23 protein-coding genes are annotated in these 21,696 nt (G+C 63.8%); 12 read left to right on the top strand and 11 right to left on the bottom strand.

The window, feature by feature from the left end; all coding sequences use genetic code 11:
* Nucleotides 1–144: 144 nt before the first annotated feature.
* Entirely contained in the window at nucleotides 145–930 is a 786-nt protein-coding gene (locus MUB52_RS10685; protein ID WP_263844201.1) for an MBL fold metallo-hydrolase, read from the top strand.
* 10 nt (nucleotides 931–940) lie between these two features.
* Here the strand turns inward: MUB52_RS10685 and MUB52_RS10680 are convergent, their stop codons facing one another.
* Genes MUB52_RS10680 through MUB52_RS10655 form a run of 6 tightly spaced genes read right to left on the bottom strand, consistent with a single transcriptional unit; the run spans nucleotide 941 to nucleotide 6,220 of the window.
* Entirely contained in the window at nucleotides 941–1,675 is a 735-nt protein-coding gene (locus tag MUB52_RS10680; RefSeq protein WP_263844200.1) for a hypothetical protein, read from the bottom strand.
* On the bottom strand, nucleotides 1,672–2,289 hold the full coding sequence (locus MUB52_RS10675) for a cysteine hydrolase family protein (protein ID WP_263844199.1): 618 nt from the start codon (nucleotides 2,287–2,289) through the stop codon (nucleotides 1,672–1,674). Before MUB52_RS10675 ends, MUB52_RS10680 begins: the two co-directional genes overlap by 4 nt.
* 18 nt (nucleotides 2,290–2,307) lie before the next feature.
* Nucleotides 2,308–3,111 carry an ABC transporter permease gene (locus MUB52_RS10670; protein ID WP_263844198.1) on the bottom strand — a complete coding sequence of 268 codons (804 nt, stop codon included), beginning with the start codon at nucleotides 3,109–3,111 and terminating at the stop codon, nucleotides 2,308–2,310.
* Nucleotides 3,108–4,079: an ABC transporter permease gene (locus MUB52_RS10665; protein ID WP_263844197.1), complete on the bottom strand. Its 972-nt coding sequence runs from the start codon at nucleotides 4,077–4,079 to the stop codon at nucleotides 3,108–3,110. Before MUB52_RS10665 ends, MUB52_RS10670 begins: the two co-directional genes overlap by 4 nt.
* Nucleotides 4,076–5,143 (bottom strand): ABC transporter ATP-binding protein, encoded by a 1,068-nt coding sequence (locus tag MUB52_RS10660; RefSeq protein ID WP_263844196.1) that lies wholly within the window; start codon nucleotides 5,141–5,143, stop codon nucleotides 4,076–4,078. The genes MUB52_RS10665 and MUB52_RS10660 overlap by 4 nt, the downstream gene beginning before the upstream one ends.
* Nucleotides 5,144–5,146: 3 nt before the next feature.
* Nucleotides 5,147–6,220, bottom strand: coding sequence for an ABC transporter substrate-binding protein (locus MUB52_RS10655; RefSeq protein ID WP_263844195.1), 1,074 nt, complete (start codon nucleotides 6,218–6,220; stop codon nucleotides 5,147–5,149).
* Between the two features lie 244 nt (nucleotides 6,221–6,464).
* Here MUB52_RS10655 and MUB52_RS10650 point away from each other — a divergent pair, with 244 nt between their 5' ends.
* Both MUB52_RS10650 and MUB52_RS10645 read left to right on the top strand, forming a co-directional pair.
* Nucleotides 6,465–7,535, top strand: a complete 1,071-nt coding sequence (locus MUB52_RS10650) for an isopenicillin N synthase family dioxygenase (protein WP_263844194.1) — start codon at nucleotides 6,465–6,467, stop codon at nucleotides 7,533–7,535.
* A gap of 6 nt (nucleotides 7,536–7,541) precedes the next feature.
* Nucleotides 7,542–7,997, top strand: coding sequence for a hypothetical protein (locus MUB52_RS10645; protein ID WP_263844193.1), 456 nt, complete (start codon nucleotides 7,542–7,544; stop codon nucleotides 7,995–7,997).
* Here the strand turns inward: MUB52_RS10645 and MUB52_RS10640 are convergent.
* A complete protein-coding gene (locus tag MUB52_RS10640; protein WP_263844192.1) occupies nucleotides 7,994–9,364 on the bottom strand; it encodes a GntP family permease in 1,371 nt (456 codons plus the stop codon). The two genes, MUB52_RS10645 and MUB52_RS10640, sit on opposite strands and share 4 nt — an antisense overlap.
* A 9-nt stretch (nucleotides 9,365–9,373) precedes the next feature.
* Nucleotides 9,374–9,604, bottom strand: coding sequence for a hypothetical protein (locus tag MUB52_RS10635; protein ID WP_263844191.1), 231 nt, complete (start codon nucleotides 9,602–9,604; stop codon nucleotides 9,374–9,376).
* A 47-nt stretch (nucleotides 9,605–9,651) separates the two neighbouring features.
* Between MUB52_RS10635 and MUB52_RS10630 the strand changes: the two genes are divergently transcribed.
* Genes MUB52_RS10630 through MUB52_RS10615 form a run of 4 tightly spaced genes read left to right on the top strand, consistent with a single transcriptional unit; the run spans nucleotide 9,652 to nucleotide 14,721 of the window.
* Nucleotides 9,652–11,373, top strand: a complete 1,722-nt coding sequence (locus MUB52_RS10630; RefSeq protein WP_263844190.1) for a PHA/PHB synthase family protein — start codon at nucleotides 9,652–9,654, stop codon at nucleotides 11,371–11,373.
* Between the two features lie 21 nt (nucleotides 11,374–11,394).
* Entirely contained in the window at nucleotides 11,395–12,150 is a 756-nt protein-coding gene (fabI, locus tag MUB52_RS10625; protein ID WP_263844220.1) for an enoyl-ACP reductase FabI, read from the top strand.
* The gene (locus tag MUB52_RS10620) at nucleotides 12,140–13,549 is read left to right on the top strand and encodes a bifunctional enoyl-CoA hydratase/phosphate acetyltransferase (protein ID WP_263844189.1); all 1,410 of its coding nucleotides are present in this window, start codon (nucleotides 12,140–12,142) and stop codon (nucleotides 13,547–13,549) included. The genes fabI and MUB52_RS10620 overlap by 11 nt, the downstream gene beginning before the upstream one ends.
* Entirely contained in the window at nucleotides 13,546–14,721 is a 1,176-nt protein-coding gene (locus MUB52_RS10615; protein WP_263844188.1) for an acetate/propionate family kinase, read from the top strand. The genes MUB52_RS10620 and MUB52_RS10615 overlap by 4 nt, the downstream gene beginning before the upstream one ends.
* A gap of 41 nt (nucleotides 14,722–14,762) precedes the next feature.
* Here MUB52_RS10615 and MUB52_RS10610 read toward each other — a convergent pair whose 3' ends face one another.
* Nucleotides 14,763–15,575, bottom strand: a complete 813-nt coding sequence (locus MUB52_RS10610) for a GNAT family N-acetyltransferase (RefSeq protein ID WP_263844187.1) — start codon at nucleotides 15,573–15,575, stop codon at nucleotides 14,763–14,765.
* Entirely contained in the window at nucleotides 15,572–16,261 is a 690-nt protein-coding gene (locus tag MUB52_RS10605; protein ID WP_263844186.1) for a GntR family transcriptional regulator, read from the bottom strand. The genes MUB52_RS10610 and MUB52_RS10605 overlap by 4 nt, the downstream gene beginning before the upstream one ends.
* Before the next feature lie 226 nt (nucleotides 16,262–16,487).
* Between MUB52_RS10605 and MUB52_RS10600 the strand changes: the two genes are divergently transcribed.
* From MUB52_RS10600 to MUB52_RS10580, 5 genes are all read left to right on the top strand, one after another.
* The gene (locus MUB52_RS10600; protein WP_263844219.1) at nucleotides 16,488–17,471 is read left to right on the top strand and encodes an ABC transporter ATP-binding protein; all 984 of its coding nucleotides are present in this window, start codon (nucleotides 16,488–16,490) and stop codon (nucleotides 17,469–17,471) included.
* A gap of 41 nt (nucleotides 17,472–17,512) precedes the next feature.
* Complete coding sequence (locus MUB52_RS10595; protein ID WP_263844218.1) at nucleotides 17,513–18,778, top strand: ABC transporter substrate-binding protein; 1,266 nt, start codon at nucleotides 17,513–17,515, stop codon at nucleotides 18,776–18,778.
* Between the two features lie 93 nt (nucleotides 18,779–18,871).
* The gene (locus tag MUB52_RS10590) at nucleotides 18,872–19,726 is read left to right on the top strand and encodes an ABC transporter permease (RefSeq protein ID WP_263844185.1); all 855 of its coding nucleotides are present in this window, start codon (nucleotides 18,872–18,874) and stop codon (nucleotides 19,724–19,726) included.
* Nucleotides 19,726–20,565 (top strand): ABC transporter permease, encoded by an 840-nt coding sequence (locus tag MUB52_RS10585; protein WP_263844184.1) that lies wholly within the window; start codon nucleotides 19,726–19,728, stop codon nucleotides 20,563–20,565. The genes MUB52_RS10590 and MUB52_RS10585 overlap by 1 nt, the downstream gene beginning before the upstream one ends.
* A gap of 5 nt (nucleotides 20,566–20,570) precedes the next feature.
* Nucleotides 20,571–21,212, top strand: a complete 642-nt coding sequence (locus MUB52_RS10580) for an aspartate/glutamate racemase family protein (RefSeq protein ID WP_263844183.1) — start codon at nucleotides 20,571–20,573, stop codon at nucleotides 21,210–21,212.
* A gap of 51 nt (nucleotides 21,213–21,263) precedes the next feature.
* Here MUB52_RS10580 and MUB52_RS10575 read toward each other — a convergent pair whose 3' ends face one another.
* Nucleotides 21,264–21,650 carry a VOC family protein gene (locus MUB52_RS10575; protein ID WP_263844182.1) on the bottom strand — a complete coding sequence of 129 codons (387 nt, stop codon included), beginning with the start codon at nucleotides 21,648–21,650 and terminating at the stop codon, nucleotides 21,264–21,266.
* Nucleotides 21,651–21,696: the final 46 nt, after the last annotated feature.

Raw genomic sequence — 21,696 nt, 5'->3', positions numbered from 1 at the left:
TTCAAGGCGAAATGCTCTCGACCACCGCCATCGGGACACCGGCGTGCACGGAGCTGCCTCAAGTATCGGCGCAGCAAACCGCAAGGTGACTGCACCGCCGGATCGTGGCTCGCCCCGCCGGATCGCCCGTGCTATTGGACCGGCATGACACTCCCCGTTGCAGACACCTGGTTTCAGACCCGCGCGCTGGATGCCCGCACGATCCTCATCACCGAACCGCATGTCCACCCGATCTTTTCGGCCAATATCCATCTGGTGCTCGGTCGGGATGCGGACCTTCTGATCGACAGCGGCATGGGCATTGCCCCCTTGCGCCCGGTGGTCGATGCCGCACGGCCCGATCGCGAAAAGCCTGTGATCTGCCTGTCCACGCATACACATGTGGATCACATCGGATCGGCGCATGAGTTCGAACAGCGGTTGGTCCACCCGCTTGAGGCGGAGGACTTGGCCGCACCAGAGCCCTACTCGCTGGTCAGCGCGGATATCTCGAAGCCGCTCGTCGATCTCTTCGCGCAGGCGGGCTATCCGCCGCTCTGGACCTACCTGATCGACGCCATTCCGCTGCCGGGCTACAACCCGGCGGACTACAGCTTGACGGGGGCGCCAGCGACCGGGACGCTTGACGAGGGCGATACGGTGGATCTTGGCGATTGGACAGCGGAGGTCTTGCATCTGCCCGGTCACTCTCCGGGTCAGATCGGCCTTTGGCACGCGGCGAGCGGTACCCTCTTCGGGGCCGATGCGATCTATGACGGCCCCTTGATCTTCGATGGCCCCGGCATGAGCATTCCCGACTATATCGCGACGCTGACGCGGCTGCGCGCCCTGCCGGTCACCCAGGTGCACGGCGGCCATGATCCCGCCTTCGGGCCAGAGCGGTTGCATCAGATCGTCGATCACTACCTTGATCTGTGGGGTGCGGCGTAGGGGCCGGACCCTAGGCCAGCGCGGTCAGCGGAACCGACATCCGACGCATCCCACCTTCGAAACCGGGCACAAAGACCTGGATCTGTTGTCCCGAGCGGGAGAGCACGGCATCCCCCTTCATGCGCGGATCGGTCGTCAGCCGGGCGATGCCATCTGCACCGTCCCAGAGCCCCATCACGTAGAGGGATGAAAAATGCTGTGCGAGACCCTCGGGCCTCTCGCCGCGTTCGAGCGCCGCAACCAGCGGAGTGGCCGGTGGCGCCTCTGGAACGCCCACCGCGAGCAGGAAGGTCGCCTCCGAGGACAGCAGGATCACGTCGTAGCCGTCGGCCTGCCCGCCAAGCGCTTCGATCGGTGGGTGCGGGCATCTCAGCCAGAGCTCGCGGTATTCCGCATGCACCCCGTCTTCGATCAGCGCGCCTTGGTCGTCAAACGACAACCGCCCTGCGTCGATCTCGGATGGGGTGCCGTGCCAGTTGATGCGCCGCTCCCAGGTGCAGATACCGTCATCGACCCGCACGGTCCCTGCAAAACCCTCGGCCCGCATCAGCGCAAGCAGCGTCTCGGTATCAAGCTCGTCGAGCGCCCGAGCGCCGGAGATATCGGGCAGCGTATCGGGGATGCGCAGGTCGGCGTAGTAGGGCCCGCACTGCATCCAGTGCACCTGCGTGGTGCGGTCCTCGACCCCCGGTGCCTTGATCCAGTCCCGCTGCCAATGCGCTTGCAGGTCGTCGATGCTGATCAAGCGGCGGCGCTCTTCATATGTGCCAGCTTCTCGACAATCTCGTCCGTGCTGAGCACCGCGCCCTCCTGCAGATACTCCATCGCGTTGAGCGAGGCCTGATGCGCGGCGTCCGACGTGCCGCCGACACTGTCGGAGATCACGCGGCAATAGTAGTCATGCTGGTGCCCGTCCACGAAGGTGTAATGCACGCAGACATCCGTCATGCCCCCGATCAGGATCAGCGTCTCGGCCTTCAGGCCCTTCAGCAGGATCTCGAGTTCCGTGCCGAAAAAGCAGGAATAGCGGCGCTTGTGGATGAAATAGTCGGTCGGCCGCATGTCCATCTCTTCGGCCGCGACCGGCGTGCCCGGCTCACCCTCGAGGCAGTGCACACCCTCCGAGCCGTCCAGCTCGCGCCCATAGTCCACCATGTCGCGACGGTGAATCTCCTGGAAGAAGATCACCGGGATCTCGGCCGCATGAGCCGCATCCACGACGCGGCGTGCGCGGGCCATGTTGTCGAAATAATCGGGCATCGTCGGAATACCGGCATTCGTGCGGTCGAGAAACGCGCCTTTCTGGATGTCGACGACGATCAGCACCGGTTGACCGACAAGCGTGGGTTGACGTGGCATGAGATGACCTCCTCTGGTTCAGGTTTTTGCAGGCTCCGCGCCCATCAGCCGCGGCAGGTCTCCCCAGCGCGCGATGGCCGAGAAAACGACGACCGACACGCTGATAAACAGAATCGCGGCGACAGCCATTGTGGGCGTATAACCGTTGCGAAGCGAGTTGAAGATTTGCAGCGTCACCGTCGAATAGGACGAGGCGGAGACGAAGAACATGACGATGAATTCGTTGAAGCTGAGGACCAGCGCGAAGAAGAAGCCCGAAACCGTGTAGGGCAGCGTCTGCGGCAGGATCACGGTGCGGAAGGCGACGGCGCGTGTGGCCCCCATGGTGGCAGCCGCATCCAGATGCGCCCGGTCGATGGACTGCAGGCCGATGGAGATTGTCACGATGGGCAGCGCCACGAAAAGGGCAGCATGGCTGACCACACCGGCCCAGATGGAACCGAGCGCCCCGGAGAAGGACCACAGGAACCCCAGCCCCACGCCAAAGACAATCGGCGGCAGCGCGAAGGGCATGGAGCCCAGCCCCGCAAGCAGTTTCGACCCCGCATCCCCCCGCGCCCAGAGCCCGTAGGCCACGGGCCAGGCGATCAACACTGCAAGCACCGCACTCGCGAAGGCGATGAGCACCGAATGGCTCAGCGCCGTGATCCACACCGTATCCGCCACGAAGAATTCGTAGAACCGCGCGAAGGTGGGCTCCTTCGGCGGGAAGAACATCGTGCGGCCTGCGTTCAAGGCAGCTCCGCAAACGACGACGATGGGCAGCGCCAGCAACACGGCCGAGAGCGCCATGAACCCTTGGGAGATCACCCGCAGCATCATGCCGCCGTCCGCTTGCTGAGCCACTGACCCATGGCGAGGAAGATGCTTGCCGTGATCAGTAGCACAACCGCCTGGGCGGCTCCGAACGGCGCATTCAGCGTATTGCCGCGGATCGCCTCGTAGACAGAAACGGCCATGGTCTGCTTGGCGGGTTCGGCAAAGACCGTAACCGCCACATAGACACCCAGCAGGAACACGAAGAGCAGCAGGGTCGCGCCGAGCAGAGGCAGCCGCATGGTCGGCAGCACAACCGTGCGCATCACCGTCCAGGGCCCGGCCCCCATGGTCTGTGCGGCTTCCACCATGCTGCGGTCGAGCCGCGAGAGCGGCGGGTAGAGCAGGATCACCGCGTAGGGCCAGACCAGATAGGCCATGGTCAGCACCGTCGCGAAGACCGATGTCTTGAACTTGACGTTGCGCGGGTTCGCGAGCCCCCACTCGCGCAACGTATCGAACCAGCCCACTGCCTTCAGCCAGTCGGTCACGCCGGTCTCCTTCAGCACCATTGGCAGGCCGGAGCGGTTCGACAGCAGCACGTCCCAGCCCATGACGATGAAGACCTCCGACAGCGACAGGCTGGAGAGGATAAAGACCAGCCATATGCTCTGCGCCCGCCGTGACAGCCGCGTCATCAGATAGGTGAAGGGGAAGGCCGTGAGAATTGCGAGCACCGCAGCAATCACAGCGTAAAAGAGCGAATAGTAGAGCCGTTGCAGGTAGAGCACGGTAAACTGCTCGGGCCAGTTGGCGCCGACGAAGACCCGCTCGTAATTGGCGAAGGTGAAGGCCCATTCCCAGGCCGCCCCTTCGATCTTCTGACCGAAGGAGATCGCGATCACCAGCACGAAAGGTGTGAGGCACAGGAACAGGATGAGCGCCCACCAGACCAGCTGCGCCACCGAGATCTGGCGCGGGGGTGCGCTCGCGCTCGCGTCTTCCAGGACTTCGGTGTCGCTGACAAGGCTCACGCCGCGGCCCTCTCCGCCCGCGGGAAGACATGCAGGCCCGAGGCCGGCAGGGTCACCGTGGTCTCCTGCCCGACCGCAAAGGGCTGGTCCGTCTCGCCACGGGCATATTCGACGATGATCCGCCCGATCTCTGTCTCCAGATGGATGTCGCGTGCGGGGCCCACATCGCGCACGAAGGTCACTTTGGCCGGCAATGAGGTTCCGGGCGAGGTACAGTCGATCAGGCAAGCGACCTCTGGCCGGCAAGCCAGGCTGACCGGCGTTCCGGGCCGGAAACCGGCGCCGGCCGCCGCGTCAAGCAGAACCGATCCGATCCGGACGCCCGCCGCCTCTGCCACGCCGTCGAAAAAATTCGCACGACCAATGAAATCGGCCACGAACGCATTCTCCGGCTGGTGGTAGATCTGCTGCGGGCTGCCTACCTGTTCGACCTTGCCCTGGCTCATGACCACGATGCGGTCCGCCATGGTCATCGCCTCCCGCTGGTCGTGCGTGACCACGACAGTGGTGATCCCCAGCCGCTGCTGCAGCATCCGCAGCTCCACCTGCATGTCCTCGCGCAACTTGGCATCGAGGGCCGACATCGGCTCGTCGAGCAGGAAGACCTCCGGCTCCTGCGCCAGCGCCCGCGCAATGGCCACGCGCTGCCGCTGCCCCCCCGACAGCTCGCCAATACGCCGGTCGTCAAAGCCCTTAAGCTGCACCAGATCGAGCAGCCGCGCGCCGGTTGCCATCGCGTCGGACTTCGCTATGCCCGAGATCATCAGCGAATAGACGACGTTCTCGCGCACGCTCAGATGCGGAAAGAGCGCGAAATTCTGGAACACCATTCCGAATTTGCGCTCATGCGCAGGCTGCGCGGTGATGTCCGCCTCGCCCAGAAGGATGGCCCCCCGCGTGGGTGCCTCGAGCCCCGCGATCATGCGCAGCAGTGTTGTCTTGCCACAGCCCGATGGCCCCAGAAGGGCCGTCAACTCGCCTTCGGCAAAGTCGAGGTTGGTCGCCTCGACAGCGTGCACGCTGCCGAAGCTCTTGGCGATCCCGGCCAGTCGCAGACCCGGCATGGATCAGGCTCCTGCGAGCATCTTCTCCCAGGTTTCCTTGATGAAGGTCTCGTTGTCGAGATAGGCCTCATAGGCCGGCTGGATCGACGGCGTTCCCGAGACGAAGGTGAATTCCTCGTCCGTGAGGTCAGTCTTCGACTGCGCCACCAGGGGGGCCGTGCCGATCTTGCGCGACATCAGCGCCTGCGTCGCGGGATCGGACGAGAAGTTGATGAACTCCGCCGCCTCATCCGCCTTCTCGGAGATCGCCGAAAGACACCAGGAGCCATAGTCCTGCGGGTTGCCCTCTTTCGGGAAGATCGGCTTGATCGGGAAGCCGTCAAGCGCCATGAGATTCGCCACATCGAGGTAGTATTGCCCGCCGATGATGTCGCCATTCTTCATCGACTGCTCCATCTGGCTTTCGGCGGACCACCAGAGCGCCACGTTGGGTTTGATCTCCGCCGCCTTCTCGATGACCGCGGTCACGCCGTCCTTCTTCAGCAGCGTCTCGGCCCCGTCGAAGAAGGTCGCCGCGACGATGTCTAGGAAATGCGAGTTGTAGTTCTTTGACAGCCCCAGGCTCGACTCGAAGGTGTCGCTGTCCCAGAACTCCGCCCAGCTTTCCGGCGCGTCGACCTCATCGGGGTTGATCACCATCGCGGTGAACCAGGACATGGCGCCAACGCCGATCGCACCCGTTGTGTCCTCGAAGACGAAATAATCATCGAGGTTCGATGTGGCGGGCATCTTCGTCTTGTCGAGCGGAGCGAGCAGGCCGCCGATGCGCGAGGCCTTGATCAGCGTGTCGCGAGCGTAAAGCGACAGATCCGCGGGCACGTTGCCCGCCGCCGTTGCCTGCTGCATCGTGACGAGCCAATCGGTCGAGTTCGGCTGCGTGACGCTTTCCACGGTGATGCCGGTCGCCTCGGTGAAGGCGGGATAGACATGTTCTTTGAACGAGTTTTCAAAATACCCGCCATATGAGCCGATCTTCAGACTGCGCGTCTGAGCGATGAGCGGTGTGCCAAGCACGCTGGAGGCCGCAGCCAGCCCAGCGACGCTGCTGGCCGATTTCAGAACGGTACGTCGGTTCATGGATGACATCTTCATCTCCCTTCTTATCGCAGCCTCGTCCGGGCCGCGTTTCTCAAACCCGCGCCAAGCCTGCGGTGCCGCGCGCGCTCCCGTGAGTCATTGCGCCTGATTTTCGGCAGGAATGCGTAAAGTTGATCAATTTTTGTGCAACCGCCTGCGCGCGGGGGGATGTTCTAATCATTCTGTTTACCATTCCGGGCGTGGCGCGCGCCACAGTCGGGGCGAAAACGCAGGGGGTATGACGATGCGATCCAACATTTCCGACGATCAGCGCGCGCTGACGATCGACGATGCGAACCTGCCAGTGGTGGACCTTGGCGGTCTCTTTGCGGATGACGCAGCCGAGAAGGCAAAGGTGGCCGCAGCTCTGGGTGACGCTGCGCGCACCTCGGGCTTTTTCTACATCACAAATCACGGCATTCCGCAGGCGCAGATCGACGCGCTCTTTGCCGCCTCCAAGGAATTCCACGAGAAGCCGCGCCGCTTCAAGATGAAGTACTGGTCGGGCTTCACGACCCATCACCGCGGCTATGTTCCCTACGAGGAGAACGGCGCGGATTTTCCGAAATCGATCAACTTCAATGAAGCCTGGGACATGTCCTATGAGGCGCCCGAGGATCATCCGGATTATCTTGCCGGCTGGCGGATGACCGGCCCGAACATCTGGCCCGACATCCAGGGCTGGAGAGAGACAGTCTCGGGCTACTACGACGCCGCCTTCAACCTCGGCCTGCGGCTGCTGGATGCGCTCGCACTTGAGCTGGGCGTCGATTCAGAAGAATTGACGCGCCATATCACATACCCGACATCGCAGCTGCGCCTGCTGCGGTACATCGAGAACGATCTGCCGGCCACCAAAGAGCTCGTCGGCATCGCGGCGCATTCGGATTTCGAGTGTTTCACCATCCTGCTGACCGGCAGCCCCGGGCTGCAGGTGATGAACGCCGAAGATGTGTGGATCGAAGCGCCGCCGATCCCCGGCTGTTTCGTCGTCAACATCGGCGATATCTTCGAGACCTGGTCCGGCGGACAGTTCAAATCCACCCAGCACCGGGTGACGAACATCGGGACCGAGCGCTACTCCATGCCGCTCTTCTTCGGGCTGGACTATCACACCGTGGTCGAGCCGCTGGAGAAATTCCGCACCCCTGAGACGCTGGAGAAATATCCGCCGATGAAGGCGGGCGAGCACCTCATGCGCATGTCGGTGAATGCCTTCCGCTACATGGCGGATGCCCGCGCGAAGGGCGATCTGGTTCTCGATTTCGAGGTGCCCGAGGAGAACCCCTTCAAGCGCGAAGCAAAAGGCGCGTGACGGCGGATGCAGCCGCATCCTGACTTTGCGGGCACCGCGCTGCCCCGCGAGGCGACGTTCGGCCCGTTTCGGCTGAGCCCGCTCTCGGTCGCGCAGGTCGATGAGGATTTCAAAGCCGTCACAGCGTCGGTCCGGGTTCTGACGGGGCTCTTTGGCGATGACTGGCCCAAGGGGCTGACGCGCGCAGACAACCTCATCGACATGGGCTGGCACGAACGGGAATTCACCGCGCTGCGCTCCTTCGCCTGGATCGTACGCGACACTGCCGGACACTATCTCGGCTGTGCCTATCTCTACCCCGAGATTGCCGTGCGGGGGCGTGGCGAGGTTGTGACCTGGATGTGCGACACGCCCGAACGGCTGCAACATCTCGCCGCCTTCAACGCGGCCTTCCGAGACTGGCTGACACCGTTTCTGCCCCAGGGGTACGACTTGCAGTGGACCACCAACGATCAGCCCTAGAACGTCCCCCAAAGGGTCGCCAGCGCAAGAGCGGCTGCCAGCGCAACAACCGGGATGGCCACGGCAACGACGAAGATCGGACCGTAAGCCGTCTTGTGGGTGAGCCGTGCGATGCCCAGCAAGGTGACGACCGCCCCGTTGTGCGGCAGCGCATCGAGCCCCCCGGTGGCGAGTGCGACGATCCGGTGCAGCGCCTCGGGGTTGATGCCTTCTGCGACCGCAATCTCCATGTAACGCGCGCCCAGGGCGTCGAGCGCGATTGACATCCCGCCCGAAGCGGACCCGGTGATCCCGGCGAGAAGGCTCGCCGATGCCGCGAGCCCGACCAGCGGGCCACCCGGGATCTGCGCGGTCAGCGCGTTGACGGCGGCAAAGGCTGGCAGGGCAGCAATCACCGCGCCGAACCCCACCAGCGCCGCGGTGTTGAAGAGCGGCAGAAGAGCGGCCTGCGCGCCCTCGGCCAACACCTTGCGCGGCTCGGTCAGGCGGCGCCACGAAAGGGCCAGCAAGAGCAGGATCGCGAGCGTCAGAGCACCAATCAGCGCCCAGAGCCCGATCACCCGCGATGGCGTGACGCCACCCCAGGCGGGATCGGCGAGGTAAGACAAATCGAGCCGCGGAAGCGCTATCTCGGCCAGGATCCAATTCGCCGCAAAGACCGTCAGGATCGGCGCAAGGGCAATCCAGATCGACGGCAGGGCCGCGTCCTCAGGCAGGTCGGACGGCGTGGCCGCATCCGAACGACCGGGCTCCGCCGCCTTCGCCGCGGAGGACAGGTACAACAACCCGCCGATCGCCATGATCAGCCCCGCAACCACGCCCAATCCCGGCGCGGCAAAGGCCGTCGTTCCGAAGTAGGGCATCGGGATGGCGTTCTGGATCGCCGGCGAGCCGGGCAAGGCACTCATGGTGAAGGTGAAAGCGCCGAGCGCAATGGCGGCGGGGATCAGGCGCTGCGGCAAATCCGACGCGCGGAAAAGGGCCACCGCGAGCGGATAGACCGCGAAGGCGACGACGAACAACGAGATACCGCCGTATGTCAGAGCGGCGCAGGACAGAACCACCGCAGGCAGCGCTTGCCCCGGCCCCAAACCTCGCACAATCGCGCGCGCCAGCGCCAGGGCCCCGCCGGAGGCTTCCATGAGCTTGCCGAAGACCGCGCCGAGCAAGAACAACGGCAGAAACGAGACCACGAACCCACCGGTGGCCGGCATGAAGCGCTGGGTCAGCGTCGCGAACAACGGATCTGCAGCGATCAAGGCCGCAAAGAGCGCCATGACAGGCGCGGCCAGCAGGACCGGCCAACCGCGATAGACCGACCAGATCAGGAGCCCCAGGGGCAAAAGCAGGCTCAGCAGAGGCAACATGCCGGGACCCTAGCCTCCCCCGGCGCCGAGCATGAGTGAGGCAGTTTGCCGCAGTGCAGCATCAACCTTGACCTGGCGGCCGGGAACGCCCTCAAAAAAAAGGCCGAAGCGCATGAAATACATGCCGCTGCAATCGCCAAACCGGCACGAAATGCCCTTTTTCACGGCGAAGTTATGCTGCACTTTGATCAGTGACTGGCCCGCTCTTGCAAGGACGCGCGCCAGTCGCATGCTTGTCATGTTGAGACCCTACCTAACAAGACAAACAACTGTTCTGGTGCGCGCATATGAAAGACTTTGATACGAACGGCCAGCGGCCGCCTGGTGCGGGTGAGCGTGAGCTTCGGACGTCCATCGCACGGCTGGCGTTGGGCACCTCTCCCGTCTCGACGCTCAGCATGCTGAACGACTGGGCGTTGCACCTTGCGACGGCCCCGGACAAGCAGATCGCGCTGGGACGGCAGGCGCAGCAAAACTGGAGCCGGTGGCTGCGCTTTGTCGCCACCGGCTCGCCCGCTGCACCCGACACCTGGGCCGCGCGCCCAAAGCAGGGCGATCGCCGGTTTCGTGACCCGCGGTGGGCGAAACCTCCCTTTGCCGCCTGGGCGCAGGCATTTCTGCTGGCCGAAGAATTCTGGGATGCGGCGACCTCCGATGTGCCGGGGCTGACACCGGCACATGACGCGGCGATGACCTTCTTGGTCCGCCAGATCCTCGACGCGGCGGCGCCAAGCAACTTTCTGGCCACCAATCCCGAAGCCCTTGCGCGCACGGTCGAGACAGGCGGGCGGAACCTGGTTCATGGGGCAGTCAGCGCCGCCGCCTATGCGCAAAGGGCCTTCAGAAAGGCGCGAAAACGGCCCAGCAAGGTGGTGGGCCGGGATGTGGCGGTGACGCCCGGCAAGGTCGTTTTCCGAAATCATCTGATGGAGCTGATCCAATACAGCCCCCAAACTGCCACCGTGCATCCCGAACCGATCCTGATCGTGCCGGCCTGGATCATGAAGTACTACATTCTCGATCTCAGCCCCGAGAACTCGATGATCCGGTATCTGACCGAACAGGGGTTCACGGTCTTTGCGATCTCCTGGCGCAATCCGGGCGCGGCCGATGCTGATCTGGGTATGCTCGACTACCTGCACCAGGGGCCGATGGCGGCGCTCGACCATATCTGCAAGGCAACCGGCGCGGAGACAGTCCATGGCACGGGCTATTGCCTCGGTGGCACGCTTCTGTCCGTGGCCGCGGCAGCCATGGCCCGCGACGGCGACGCACGGCTGGCCAGCATGACCCTGCTTGCCGCCCAGACCGACTTCAGCGAAGCCGGCGAGTTGATGCTGTTCATAAACGAAAGCCAAGTGTCCTTTCTCGAAGACGTCATGGCCGCGCAGGGCTACCTCGAAGCCGATCAGATGATGAGCGCGTTCCAGATGCTGCGCTCGAACGACCTGATCTGGTCGCAGCTCATTCGCACGTACCTCCTTGGCGAATCCGAAGCCGAGATGAACGATCTGATGTCGTGGAACGCGGACAGCACGCGCATGCCCGCGCGGATGCATTCGGAGTACCTGCGCCAGATGTTCCTCAACAACGACCTCGCGGCAGGACGCTACCGTGTCGACGGGCATGCGGTCTCGCTACGGAACATTCGCTTGCCCATCTTCGGTGTGGGCACCGAGACGGATCACATCGCGCCGTGGAAATCGGTATTCAAGATTCACGATCTGGGGCATGCGGATGTGACATTTGTGCTGACCAATGGCGGGCACAACGCCGGCGTGATTTCGGAGCCCGGCCACAAACGCCGCCACTTCCGCATCCATACCCGGCGCGACCAGGACCTCACGCTGACCCCGGACGACTGGCTGGACGCGGCAGAGATGCGGCAGGGCAGTTGGTGGCCGGCCTGGGTCGCCTGGCTGGCAGCACGCTCGGGAGAGAAGATCAAACCCCCCAAAATCCGCGGTGCGCTGGAGGACGCTCCGGGAACTTACGTCAAGATGGAGTGAGCCATGTTACCCAAATCAACCTTGCTGGCCGGCAAAAAGGGGCTGGTCGTTGGCGTCGCCAACGCGGATTCGATCGCCGCGGGGTGCGCGCGGGCCTTCCGGGCCTCCGGCGCCGATCTGGCCCTGACCTACCAGACGGACAAGGCCCGCAAGCATGTCGAGCCTGTCGCCCAGGAGGTCGAGGCCGAGCTCTTCCTGCCCCTTGATGTGACATCCACCGCACAGATGCAGGCGCTCTTCGAGGCGATCCGCCAGCGCTGGGGACGGCTCGATTTCCTGGTTCATTCGATTGCCTTTTGTCCGCGCGAGGATTTGCACGCGCGGGTCGTGGATTGCTCGCGCGACGGGTTTGCCGTGGCGATGGATATCTCCGTCCACTCGCTGATCCGCCTTGCCCGAGAGGCCGAGCCGCTCATGCAGGAAGGTGGCACGATCCTTACGGTGTCCTATCACGGCGCCGAAAAGGTGGTGGAGAACTACAACATCATGGGGCCTGTGAAGGCCGCACTGGAGTCCACCGCGCGCTATCTCGCAGCGGAACTGGGGCCAAGGAACATCCGCGTCAACGCCATGTCTCCCGGCCCGCTGCAGACCCGCGCGGCATCGGGCATCCATCACTTCGACGCGTTGATCGACGACGCCAGAGCCCGCGCGCCGCTGCAGCGGCTGACCACCATCGACGAGGTCGGGGCGATGGCGGCCTGTCTGGTCTCCGAATTCGCGCGTTCGATTACCGGCAATACGGCTTACATCGACGGGGGCCACCATGTCGTCTGAGATCAGCCGCAGCATGGGGTACATCGAGAACCGCCCTTTCGACGAGATCGCCGTCGGAGACCATGCAGAGCTTGTGCGCACCCTGACAGCCGCAGACATCGACGCCTTTGCCGCCGTGTCAGGCGATGTGAACCCCGCCCACGTGGATGCGGAATTCGCGCAGGAGGACATCTTTCACAAGGTAATCGCTCACGGCATGTGGGGCGGTGCGCTCATCTCGACGGTGCTTGGCACACAGCTGCCAGGGCCGGGGACAATCTATCTGGACCAGACGCTGAAGTTCCTCAAACCGGTGGGCGTCGGCGACACGGTCACCGTGCGGGCCACGGTGACGGAGAAACAGGCCGACAAGAAGCGCGTGACCCTCGACTGCCTCTGTACGAACGGCGATGGCAAGCCGGTCATCACCGGCCAAGCCGTTGTCATAGCACCGGATCGCAAGATCAAACGGCCCCGCGTCGTGATGCCCGATCTCGTCATGCACAAGCGTGGCGCCGGGTATGACCGGCTGCTCAACGAAGCGCGCAAGCTGCCGACGCTGCCCACGGCCATCGTGCACCCCTGCGATGCGGCATCGCTTGAGGCGGCGTTGCAGACCCATGAGCTGGGGCTCATCGAACCGCTTCTGGTCGGCCCCGAAGCGCGGATTCGCGGCGCGGCAGAAGAAGCCGATCTGGATATCGGCGCGCTCGAGATCTTCGATGCGCCGCACAGCCACGCCTCCGCCGAACGTGCGGTCGCATTGGTGCGCGAGGGCCGCGCGCGGGCGCTGATGAAGGGCGCGCTGCACACGGATGAGATCATGTCGGCTGTCGTGGCGAAATCCACCGGCCTGCGCAGCGAACGCCGGATGAGCCACGTCTATGTGATGGATGTGCCGACGTACCCCAAGCCGCTGCTGATCACCGATGCGGCCATCAACATCGCGCCGGACCTGCAGACCAAGGCCGATATCGTGCAGAACGCCATCGATCTGGCACATGCCATCGGCATCGAGGCACCGAAGGTGGCGCTGCTGTCGGCGGTTGAGACCATCACACCCCGCCTGCAATCCACCGTCGAGGCCGGTGCCCTCTGCAAGATGGCCGACCGGGGGCAGATCACCGGCGGCGTCCTCGATGGGCCGCTGGCCTTCGACAACGCAATCTCGATGCGGGCCGTGGCCTCGAAAGGGATCACCTCGGCCGTGGCCGGTCAGGCCGACATTCTGGTGGCCCCGGATCTGGAGGCTGGCAATATGATCGCAAAGCAGCTCGTGTATCTGGCCGGAGCCGAGGCCGCGGGGCTCGTGCTGGGAGCACAGGTGCCGATCATTCTCACCAGTCGCTCGGACGATCGGCGCACCCGCATCGCCTCAACGGCGATCGCAGCGCTCTTCAATGCTCCGGTGGCCCGATGACGGCAGCCATTCTCACGCTCAACACCGGCTCGTCTTCGCTCAAGTTCGGCCTCTACCGCGACGCACCCGATCCGGTGATGCTTCTGACCGGTCAGGTGGACAGCCTTGGCAGCGCTGCACAGCTGGTGCTGGAACGGGACGGCGAAAAGACCAGCCAGGCTATCAGCGCGCTTACGCATGCCGCCGCTCTGAACGAGGTCATCGCGGCGCTGCGACCACATATGACGGGCCTCGCGATCTCGGGCATCGGGCACCGCATCGTCCATGGCGGTCCGAAGTTCGCCGAACCGGTCGTCCTGGGCGCGGACGTTCTGAGCGCGTTGGCGGAGTTCTCGCCGCTGGCGCCGCTGCATCAGCCGCACAACCTCGCGGGTGTCGAGGCGGCCAAGGTGGCCTTTCCCCAGGCGGTGCAGGTGGGCTGCTTCGACACGGCGTTTCATCGTGGTCACCCGTGGGTCAACGACACCTTCGCCCTGCCCCGGCGCTTCTACGAGGAAGGCATTCGGCGCTACGGGTTCCACGGGCTCAGCTACGACTACATCTCGGGCGTGATCGCGCAGGACTATCCGGAGCTCCACAAGGGGCGGCTGGTGATCGCGCATCTGGGCAACGGCGCCTCCATGTGCGCCGTCCGGGCCGGCAAGAGCGTCGGTTCCACGATGGGGTTTTCGGCGCTCGACGGGCTGCCCATGGGCACGCGCTGCGGCCAGATCGATCCGGGTGTGGTACTCTATCTGATCGAGCAAAGAGGCATCGCGCCGCATGATGTCATGAAGATGCTCTACCAGCAGAGCGGCCTTCTTGGACTATCGGATCAGTCCAGCGACATGCGCACCTTGCTGGGCTCGGATCGCGCGGAAGCCGCACAGGCCATCGACTACTATGTCTTCCGAGCCCGGCGCGAGATCGGGGCGCTGACGGCGGTGCTCGGCGGGATCGACGCGCTTGTCTTCTGCGGCGGGATCGGAGAGAACGCAGCCCCCATCCGGCAGCGCATTGTCGAAGGCCTGGAGTATCTGGGGGTCGCAATCGACCCCGCGCGAAACCGGCAAAACGCGCGCGAGATCCACAGCGGCGACACGCGGGTCATGGTCATCCCCACGGACGAGGAGCGTATCATCGCCCGCGCGGTGAGCGCTGCATTGCACGAGCAGCGCAAGCGCGCATCCTGACCGGCCAACTCACCGAGACACCGTGGGATGCACGGACCGGTTCAGCCAAGCTCCAGCGACGCCACGGCGTAGAGCCCGCCTGTGCCGGAGGGGGCTGTGCCGCGATACATGCGCGCCGTCTTGAAGCCGGGGACCAGTGCAAGGTCGTTGCAGAGCCGGGTCAGGCTCTCCGCCGTCTCCGGAACGTCCAGCGTGACGCTGCCATCAAAGACCGCCGCCGCGCCATGTATCAACTGGCTGGCCGCCTCGGGATGCTCCGCCAGAAGCGGCCCGATTTTCGCGCCCTCCCGGCATTTGCGCACAGTGCAGAACCCGGCCGGGTGAACAAGCGTCCTGCGGTGCGGCGTATCGGTAAACCAGGCCGACAGATAAGCCGGCTTCAGCACGCCGGAGGCGTCGGCCTCGCGCCTGATCAGATCCGGGATCTCCTCTTTGCGGACCGCGCGGATGCCTTGCACCTCTCCCGCAGTGACGAGGCCTGTGTACCGCGTCGTCCCGCCCGCATACGTGAAACCGGATCGCATGTAGTTCGCCTGCTGCGCCTCCACACCGTCAAGGCCGACCGTCCGTGCGCCAGCGTGCTGGATCGCCTCTCGCCAAAGCGCATAGCCAAACCCGCGACCCCGATATAGGGGATGCACGAGGTAGAGGCCCAGAAAGGCGAAATCGGCTGTGTGATTGACAATCGAGATGGCCGCGACAAGCCGATCATCCGCGACCCCGACGAAAAAGCCTTGCGGATCGGCCACGTGGAAGGCCGCAGTGTCATCCAGACCGGGGTTCCAGCCTTCCTGAGCGGCCCAGGCCAGAACCTGCCCGAGATCATCGCGCGTTGCGGTGCGGACATGCATCATCCGAGCAGCGCCTCGCGCAGAGATCTGCTTTCGTCCGGCGTCTCGCGCAGGTTCAGCTGTGAGACGAGATCGACGAGATGTCCCTTCATCAGCTCTTCGGCGCTGTCCGGATCATTGCGACGCAACGCATCGAGCAGGGCATCATGCGCATGGCTCTCGCAGAGTGCATTCCTGCGCTGCCAGTAAAGCGCAATCACAAGCGACGACCGCGAGACAAGCTGTTCGATGAACGCGTGAATGGTCTTCTGGTCGGCGAGGCGGGCAATCTCCACATGGAAGAGCCCGGAGAGCTTCAGCGCGCGACCGGCCTCTCCTGCCGCAAGAGCGGCGTGCTCGCGCCGGATGTGCTGCTCGAGTGCTTCGATGTCGGCTGGGGTGGCCCGCTCGGCGGCCGCCCGGGCAGTCTGCGGTTCGAGCAAGGCCCGCGCCTCAAACACCTCACGCGCCTCCTTGACCGATGGCTTGGCCACGAAAGCGCCCCTGTTGCGCTCGATCGAGACCAGACCGCCATGCGCCATGCTGCGCAGGGCCTGGCGCACGATGGTGCGGCTGACGCCGAAGACCTCGCCCACCTCATCTTCGCTGAGCTTCATACCCGGAAGCACGCGATGCTCGTGCACGGCCTCCGTGAGCCGCAAGACAATGGCTTCGGCGGACGCTTCGGTCACGGGAATCGCGTCACTCATCACATCCTCCTGCGAGCTTGACTGGCAGAGCCACCAGACAACGACAAGATTATCCTCGAAGCCAAGCAAAATCGTATACAATATTTGCTCACTTTTTAGACAGTTTGCCACTCGTTCGCGTGCACTTTGAGCAGCGACGGCTTCGGTGAGGGCGCGCTGCCGGAAAACGCTTCTGCCGCATGCCTAGATACTTCCAGTCTGTCATCGAACAGTTGTGGGGGTGTCATTGCGCAACGAGCTCGACCTGGAGTTTGTGGGGCTGACAAAGAGGTATGGCGGGACAATCGCCGTCGATGAGATCAGCTACCATTTCGCCACCGGCACATATGCCTGTCTTCTCGGCCCGTCGGGATGCGGGAAATCCTCGACCCTGCGGATGGTCGCAGGGCACGAAAGTGTCACGGCAGGCGCAGTCCTGCTGGCTGGGCGCGACATTTCTCATCTGCCGCCCGCCCGACGCGGCACGGCGATGATGTTCCAGAGCTACGCGCTGTTCCCGCATCTCAGCGTCACGGACAATGTCGCCTTCAGCCTGAAGATGAAGGGCATCGATCCGGCCGAGCGCGCGAGGCGTGCCGGCGAGATGCTCGACCTTGTCGATATGTCCGACTTCGCCGCCCGGTTCCCGGCACAGCTGTCGGGCGGTCAGCAGCAACGCGTGGCACTGGCACGCGCGCTGATCACCGAACCGCAGGTGCTTTTGCTGGACGAACCGCTCTCGGCACTCGATCCGTTCTTGCGCGTCCGCATGCGGGCGGAACTGAAGCGGCTGCAACGCGAGCTCGGCATCACCTTCATCCACGTCACGCATGGGCAGGACGAGGCGCTCGCGCTCGCCGATGAAATCGTGGTGATGAACAACGCGCGGATCGAACAGGCGGGCAGGACCCGCGATGTGTTTGACGCGCCGAGGACCTCGTTCGTGGCGCGGTTCCTCGGATCGCACAATGTGATCAAGCTGCCCGATGGCGAGATCGCGGTGCGCTCCGACGCACTGAAACTGAGGGCGCCAGACAGCGGGCAGCTGCAGGGAAGGATCACCAACATCGAGTACCAGGGCACCCACGTCGCCCTGACCGCCGCAATTGCCGGCGACCAGGACGTGACGGCGCTTCTCTCGGATGTGGATTTCTTCGGGGCGCCGAAGGATTTGGGCGAGGCCGTGGGCCTCGATTGGGACAGGCAGGCGGCCCACCCCCTCACGGCCTGACAACGACAACCTCCAACGACAGGGAAACCAAGATGACGACAATTCCAAAGATCCGATATTCGCGCCGATCGATGCTGAAGACGGGCGGTGCGGCGCTGGCGGCAACTGCGCTGCCTGCGCCGATGGTCTGGGGCCAGGCCATCAAGGACGTGACGTTGCGCCAGTTCGGCACGGGCGTATCGAACCTCAATGAAGTGGCCGAAAAGGTAAAGGAAGACCTCGGCTTCACGCTGGAGATGACGGCCCTCGATTCCGACAGCGTGACCCAGCGCGCCGCAACACAGCCCGACAGCTTCGATATCGCAGACATCGAGTATTGGATCTGCAAGAAGGTCTGGCCCACGGGCAACCTGCAGGCGATGGATACCTCGAAGATCGAGAACTACGACAAGATCGTCGGCATCTTCCGCGACGGCAAGCTCACGCCGGAGAGCACCATCGCCCAGGGCACGGCGCCCCACACCGTGGGGTTCGTCGAAGGGGTGGACGGCAAGGAATTCGTCGACACCGAAAGCGGCTGGATGACCCTGATCCCGACGATTTACAACGCCGACACTCTGGGCATCCGCCCCGACCTGATCGGGCGCCCGATCGCCAATTGGAGCGAGCTGCTGAACCCCGAATTCAAGGGCAAGGCGTCGATCCTCGACATCTCCTCCATCGGCATCATGGACATGGCGATGGTTGTCGAATCGATGGGCGAATACACCTACCCCGACAAGGGCAACATGACCAAGGAGGAGATCGACCTCACCCTCGGCATCTTCACCGAGGCCAAGAAAGCCGGTCAGTTCCGTGCCTTCTGGAAGACGTTTGACGAGAGCGTGAACCTGATGGCCTCCGGTGAGGTGGTGATCCAGTCCATGTGGTCGCCCGCGATCACGGCCGTGCGGTCGCAAGGCATTCCCTGTGTCTACCAGCCGCTAGAAGAGGGCTATCGCTCCTGGGGAGGTGGCATCGGTCTTTCGAAGTCGCTGTCCGGTATCGAGCTGGATGCGGCCTATGAGTACATCAACTGGTACCTCTCCGGCTGGGTCGGCGGCTTCCTGATGCGTCAGGGCTATTACTCGGCGGTGCCGGAAACTTCCAAGAACTTCATGACCGAAGACGAATGGGGCTTCTGGTTCGAAGGCAAGGAAGCTCAGGGCGACATCACCAACCCCTTCGGCGACGTCATGGAGAAAGCCGGCGCCGTGCGCGACGGCGGGTCGTTCTATGACCGCATGGGAGCCGTGGCCTGCTGGAACGCGGTCATGGATGAAAACCAGTACATGGTGCGCAAGTGGAACGAGTTCATTGCCGCGTGAGCTTGCCCCCCCGGCGGGGGGGCCGCCCGGCTGGGGGGCAGACTGCCCCCCAGACCCCCCTGTGAGTATTTTTCGACGGGTGAAGGCCGCGGTGTGTTGAGCAACCGACATCTCTCTGGCTGGGTCCTGGCGTCACCGCTGGCGCTGGTTCTGGTGATCTTCCTTGTGGCGCCCATCGTGATGATCACGGTGGTCAGCTTCTGGGGGGCGACCGAGTTCTCCATCTACCCCGCGTTTCAATTCGACAATTACGCTTTTCTCTTCGGGTCCGACGTGACCTATCGCGTCTTTCTCAACACCTTCAAATACGCCGCGATCACCTGGGTCTTCACCCTGCTGATCGGCTTCACGGTGGCCTATTTTCTTGCGTTTCATGTTAGGTCGCTCAAGTGGCAGATCGCGCTCTTCCTGCTGTGCACGATCCCCTTCTGGACCTCGAATATCATTCGCATGATCTCGTGGATCCCGTTTCTGGGCCGCAACGGTCTGGCCAATTCGACACTGATCTCCTGGGGCGTGATCGACGAACCGCTGGAGTGGCTGCTCTTCAGCGATTTCAGCGTAATCCTCGCCTTCGTGCACCTCTATACACTCTTCATGGTGGTCCCGATCTTCAACACGATGATGCGGATCGACAAATCGCTCATCGAGGCTGCGGCGGATGCGGGGGCGAGCGGGTGGCAAACGCTCTGGCACGTGATCATTCCGCTGACGAAGCCCGGCATCATGATCGGCACGATCTTCGTCGTCACGCTGGTGATGGGCGATTTCATCACCGTCCGCTTCATGAGCGGATCGCAATCGGCGAATGTCGGGCGCATGATCCAGAACGATATCGGGTTGCTGCAGTATCCTTCGGCCTCCGCCACCGCAGTCGTGCTGCTGATCACCGTTCTGATGATCATCGGCATCCTGCTCCGCTTCGTCGACATTCGGAAAGAGCTCTGATGGAACCGCGGCCCCGGTCTTTCTATGCGCTTGCAGCAGTCTTCGTGCTGTTCCTGATCTTTCTCTACGGCCCGACGCTGACCATCGCCATCCTTTCGTTTCAGGGGCCGGGCGGCGGGCTCACGTTCCCGATGCGGGGGGTGTCGCTGCACTGGTTTCGCGATCTCTTCGAACAGCAGGCGGTGGGCGACATCTGGGGCTCCTTCCGGCGATCCTTTGTACTCGGCCTGATGGTCATGGTGACAACCGTCGTGGTCTCGGTCATGGGCGGGCTGGCTTTCCGCAAACGCTTTGCCGGGTCGGGCATCCTCTTCTACCTGATCATCACGTCGCTGGTGATCCCGTCGATCCTCGTCTCCCTCGGCGTCGGGCTGATCTGGTCCCAGTCCGGGATGACCGTGCATTGGTCCACCTCGGGGTTCGGCGCGCAATTGACCTGGACGCTGCCCTTCGGGCTGCTGATCATGTTCGCCGTCTTCAACCGTTTCGACCGCAGCTATGAGGAAGCTGCCCGCGATCTGGGCGCGTCCCCCTGGCAGACCGTTAGGCATGTGGTGCTGCCGATCATCGCGCCCTCGCTGATCGGCGTAGCACTTTTCGGATTTACGCTCAGCTACGACGAATTCGCTCGGACGCTTCTGACCTCGGGCAGCTATAACACCTTGCCGCTGGAGATCTTCGGCATGACGACGAATGTCACCACCCCGGTGATCTTTGCGCTTGGCACGCTGACGACAATCTTCTCCTTCCTGGTCATCGTTCTCTTTCTGGCCGTCGTCTGGGTGACGGACCGGCGCCGCAAGGCGCATGGCTCGGATGCAGGCAAGGGCATGGTCTGAGGTCGATGGCTGTCGTCATCATCAACCCCAACAGCACCGCATCCATGACCGAGGCCATGGTGCGGACCGCCAGGCACGCAGCGCCCGGTCGCGAGTTTGAGGGGTGGACCTCGGAGGAGGGTCCTGCGTCGATCCAGGGTGAGGCGGATGGTGCGGCCGCGACGCCGCCGCTGCTCCGCCTCGTGCGCAAGGCCGCCGAGCGCGGTGCGGATGGGATCATCATCGGCTGTTTCGATGACACCGGGCTGGCGGAGGCGGCGAAGATCGCGGGATGCCCGGTGGTGGGCATTGGCCAGGCCGCCTATCATTTCGCGGCGCTGCGCCAGTGGCGCTTCAGTGTTGTCACGACCTTGCCGGTCTCCGTGCCCATCATCGAGCACAACATCCGCGGGTTCGGCCTTGGCGGACATCTGAGCCGGGTCCGCGCCTCGAACGTCGCCGTTCTCGATCTGGAACGCCGCGCCGATGCCTCCGAGCAGATGATCCTTGAAGAGGCGCGGGCCGCGGAACGCGAAGACGATATCGACGCCGTCGTTTTGGGGTGCGCGGGCATGGTGAACGTCACCGGAACGCTCGCGCAGTCGCTTGGTATCAAGGTGATCGACCCGGTCGCGGTGGCGGCCTCCAGCATGTTGTGGCTGGTCTGAGATGCGGTCAGCCTACCCCGCACCCCAGCCCGGCTGGGCCGCGCCGCCCGATCACGAGACGGCGTCCGCCTCTGCGCTGTCGAAGTCGATGTGGATGTGGTTCCCGTCCACATCGGCCAGGTTGACCTGAACGATCGGCAGGCCAGGAACCCGCACGACGTCAGGCGCGATCCCGCTGTCGTCCAGCCGTGCCATCAGCGTGTCGAACCCGGTGGCCCGGAAGGCAAAATGCTCGATCTTGGGCGCGATGGAGGCGCATTCCTCCGACACCCCCACCAGATGCACGACCGCATGATCACCGATGTAGAGCCACGCACCCGGAAAACCGAAATCCGGACGCGGACCCCGCTGCAACCCCAGCACGCGCGTGTACCAGTCCGCCATCGCCTCGAGGTTGGACGTGCGCAGATTCACGTGATCCAGCCGGCTGATCTCCATTATTTGTCTCCTCCTACCAAATCCGCTGTCTGTCGGCGCCCGGCGT

This window comes from Roseobacter sinensis, from assembly GCF_025755255.1.
GTDB classification, from domain to species: Bacteria; Pseudomonadota; Alphaproteobacteria; order Rhodobacterales; family Rhodobacteraceae; genus Roseobacter; species Roseobacter sinensis.
Note: the sequence above shows the minus strand (reverse complement) of the source record. Positions and strands in the feature narration are given on the sequence as shown.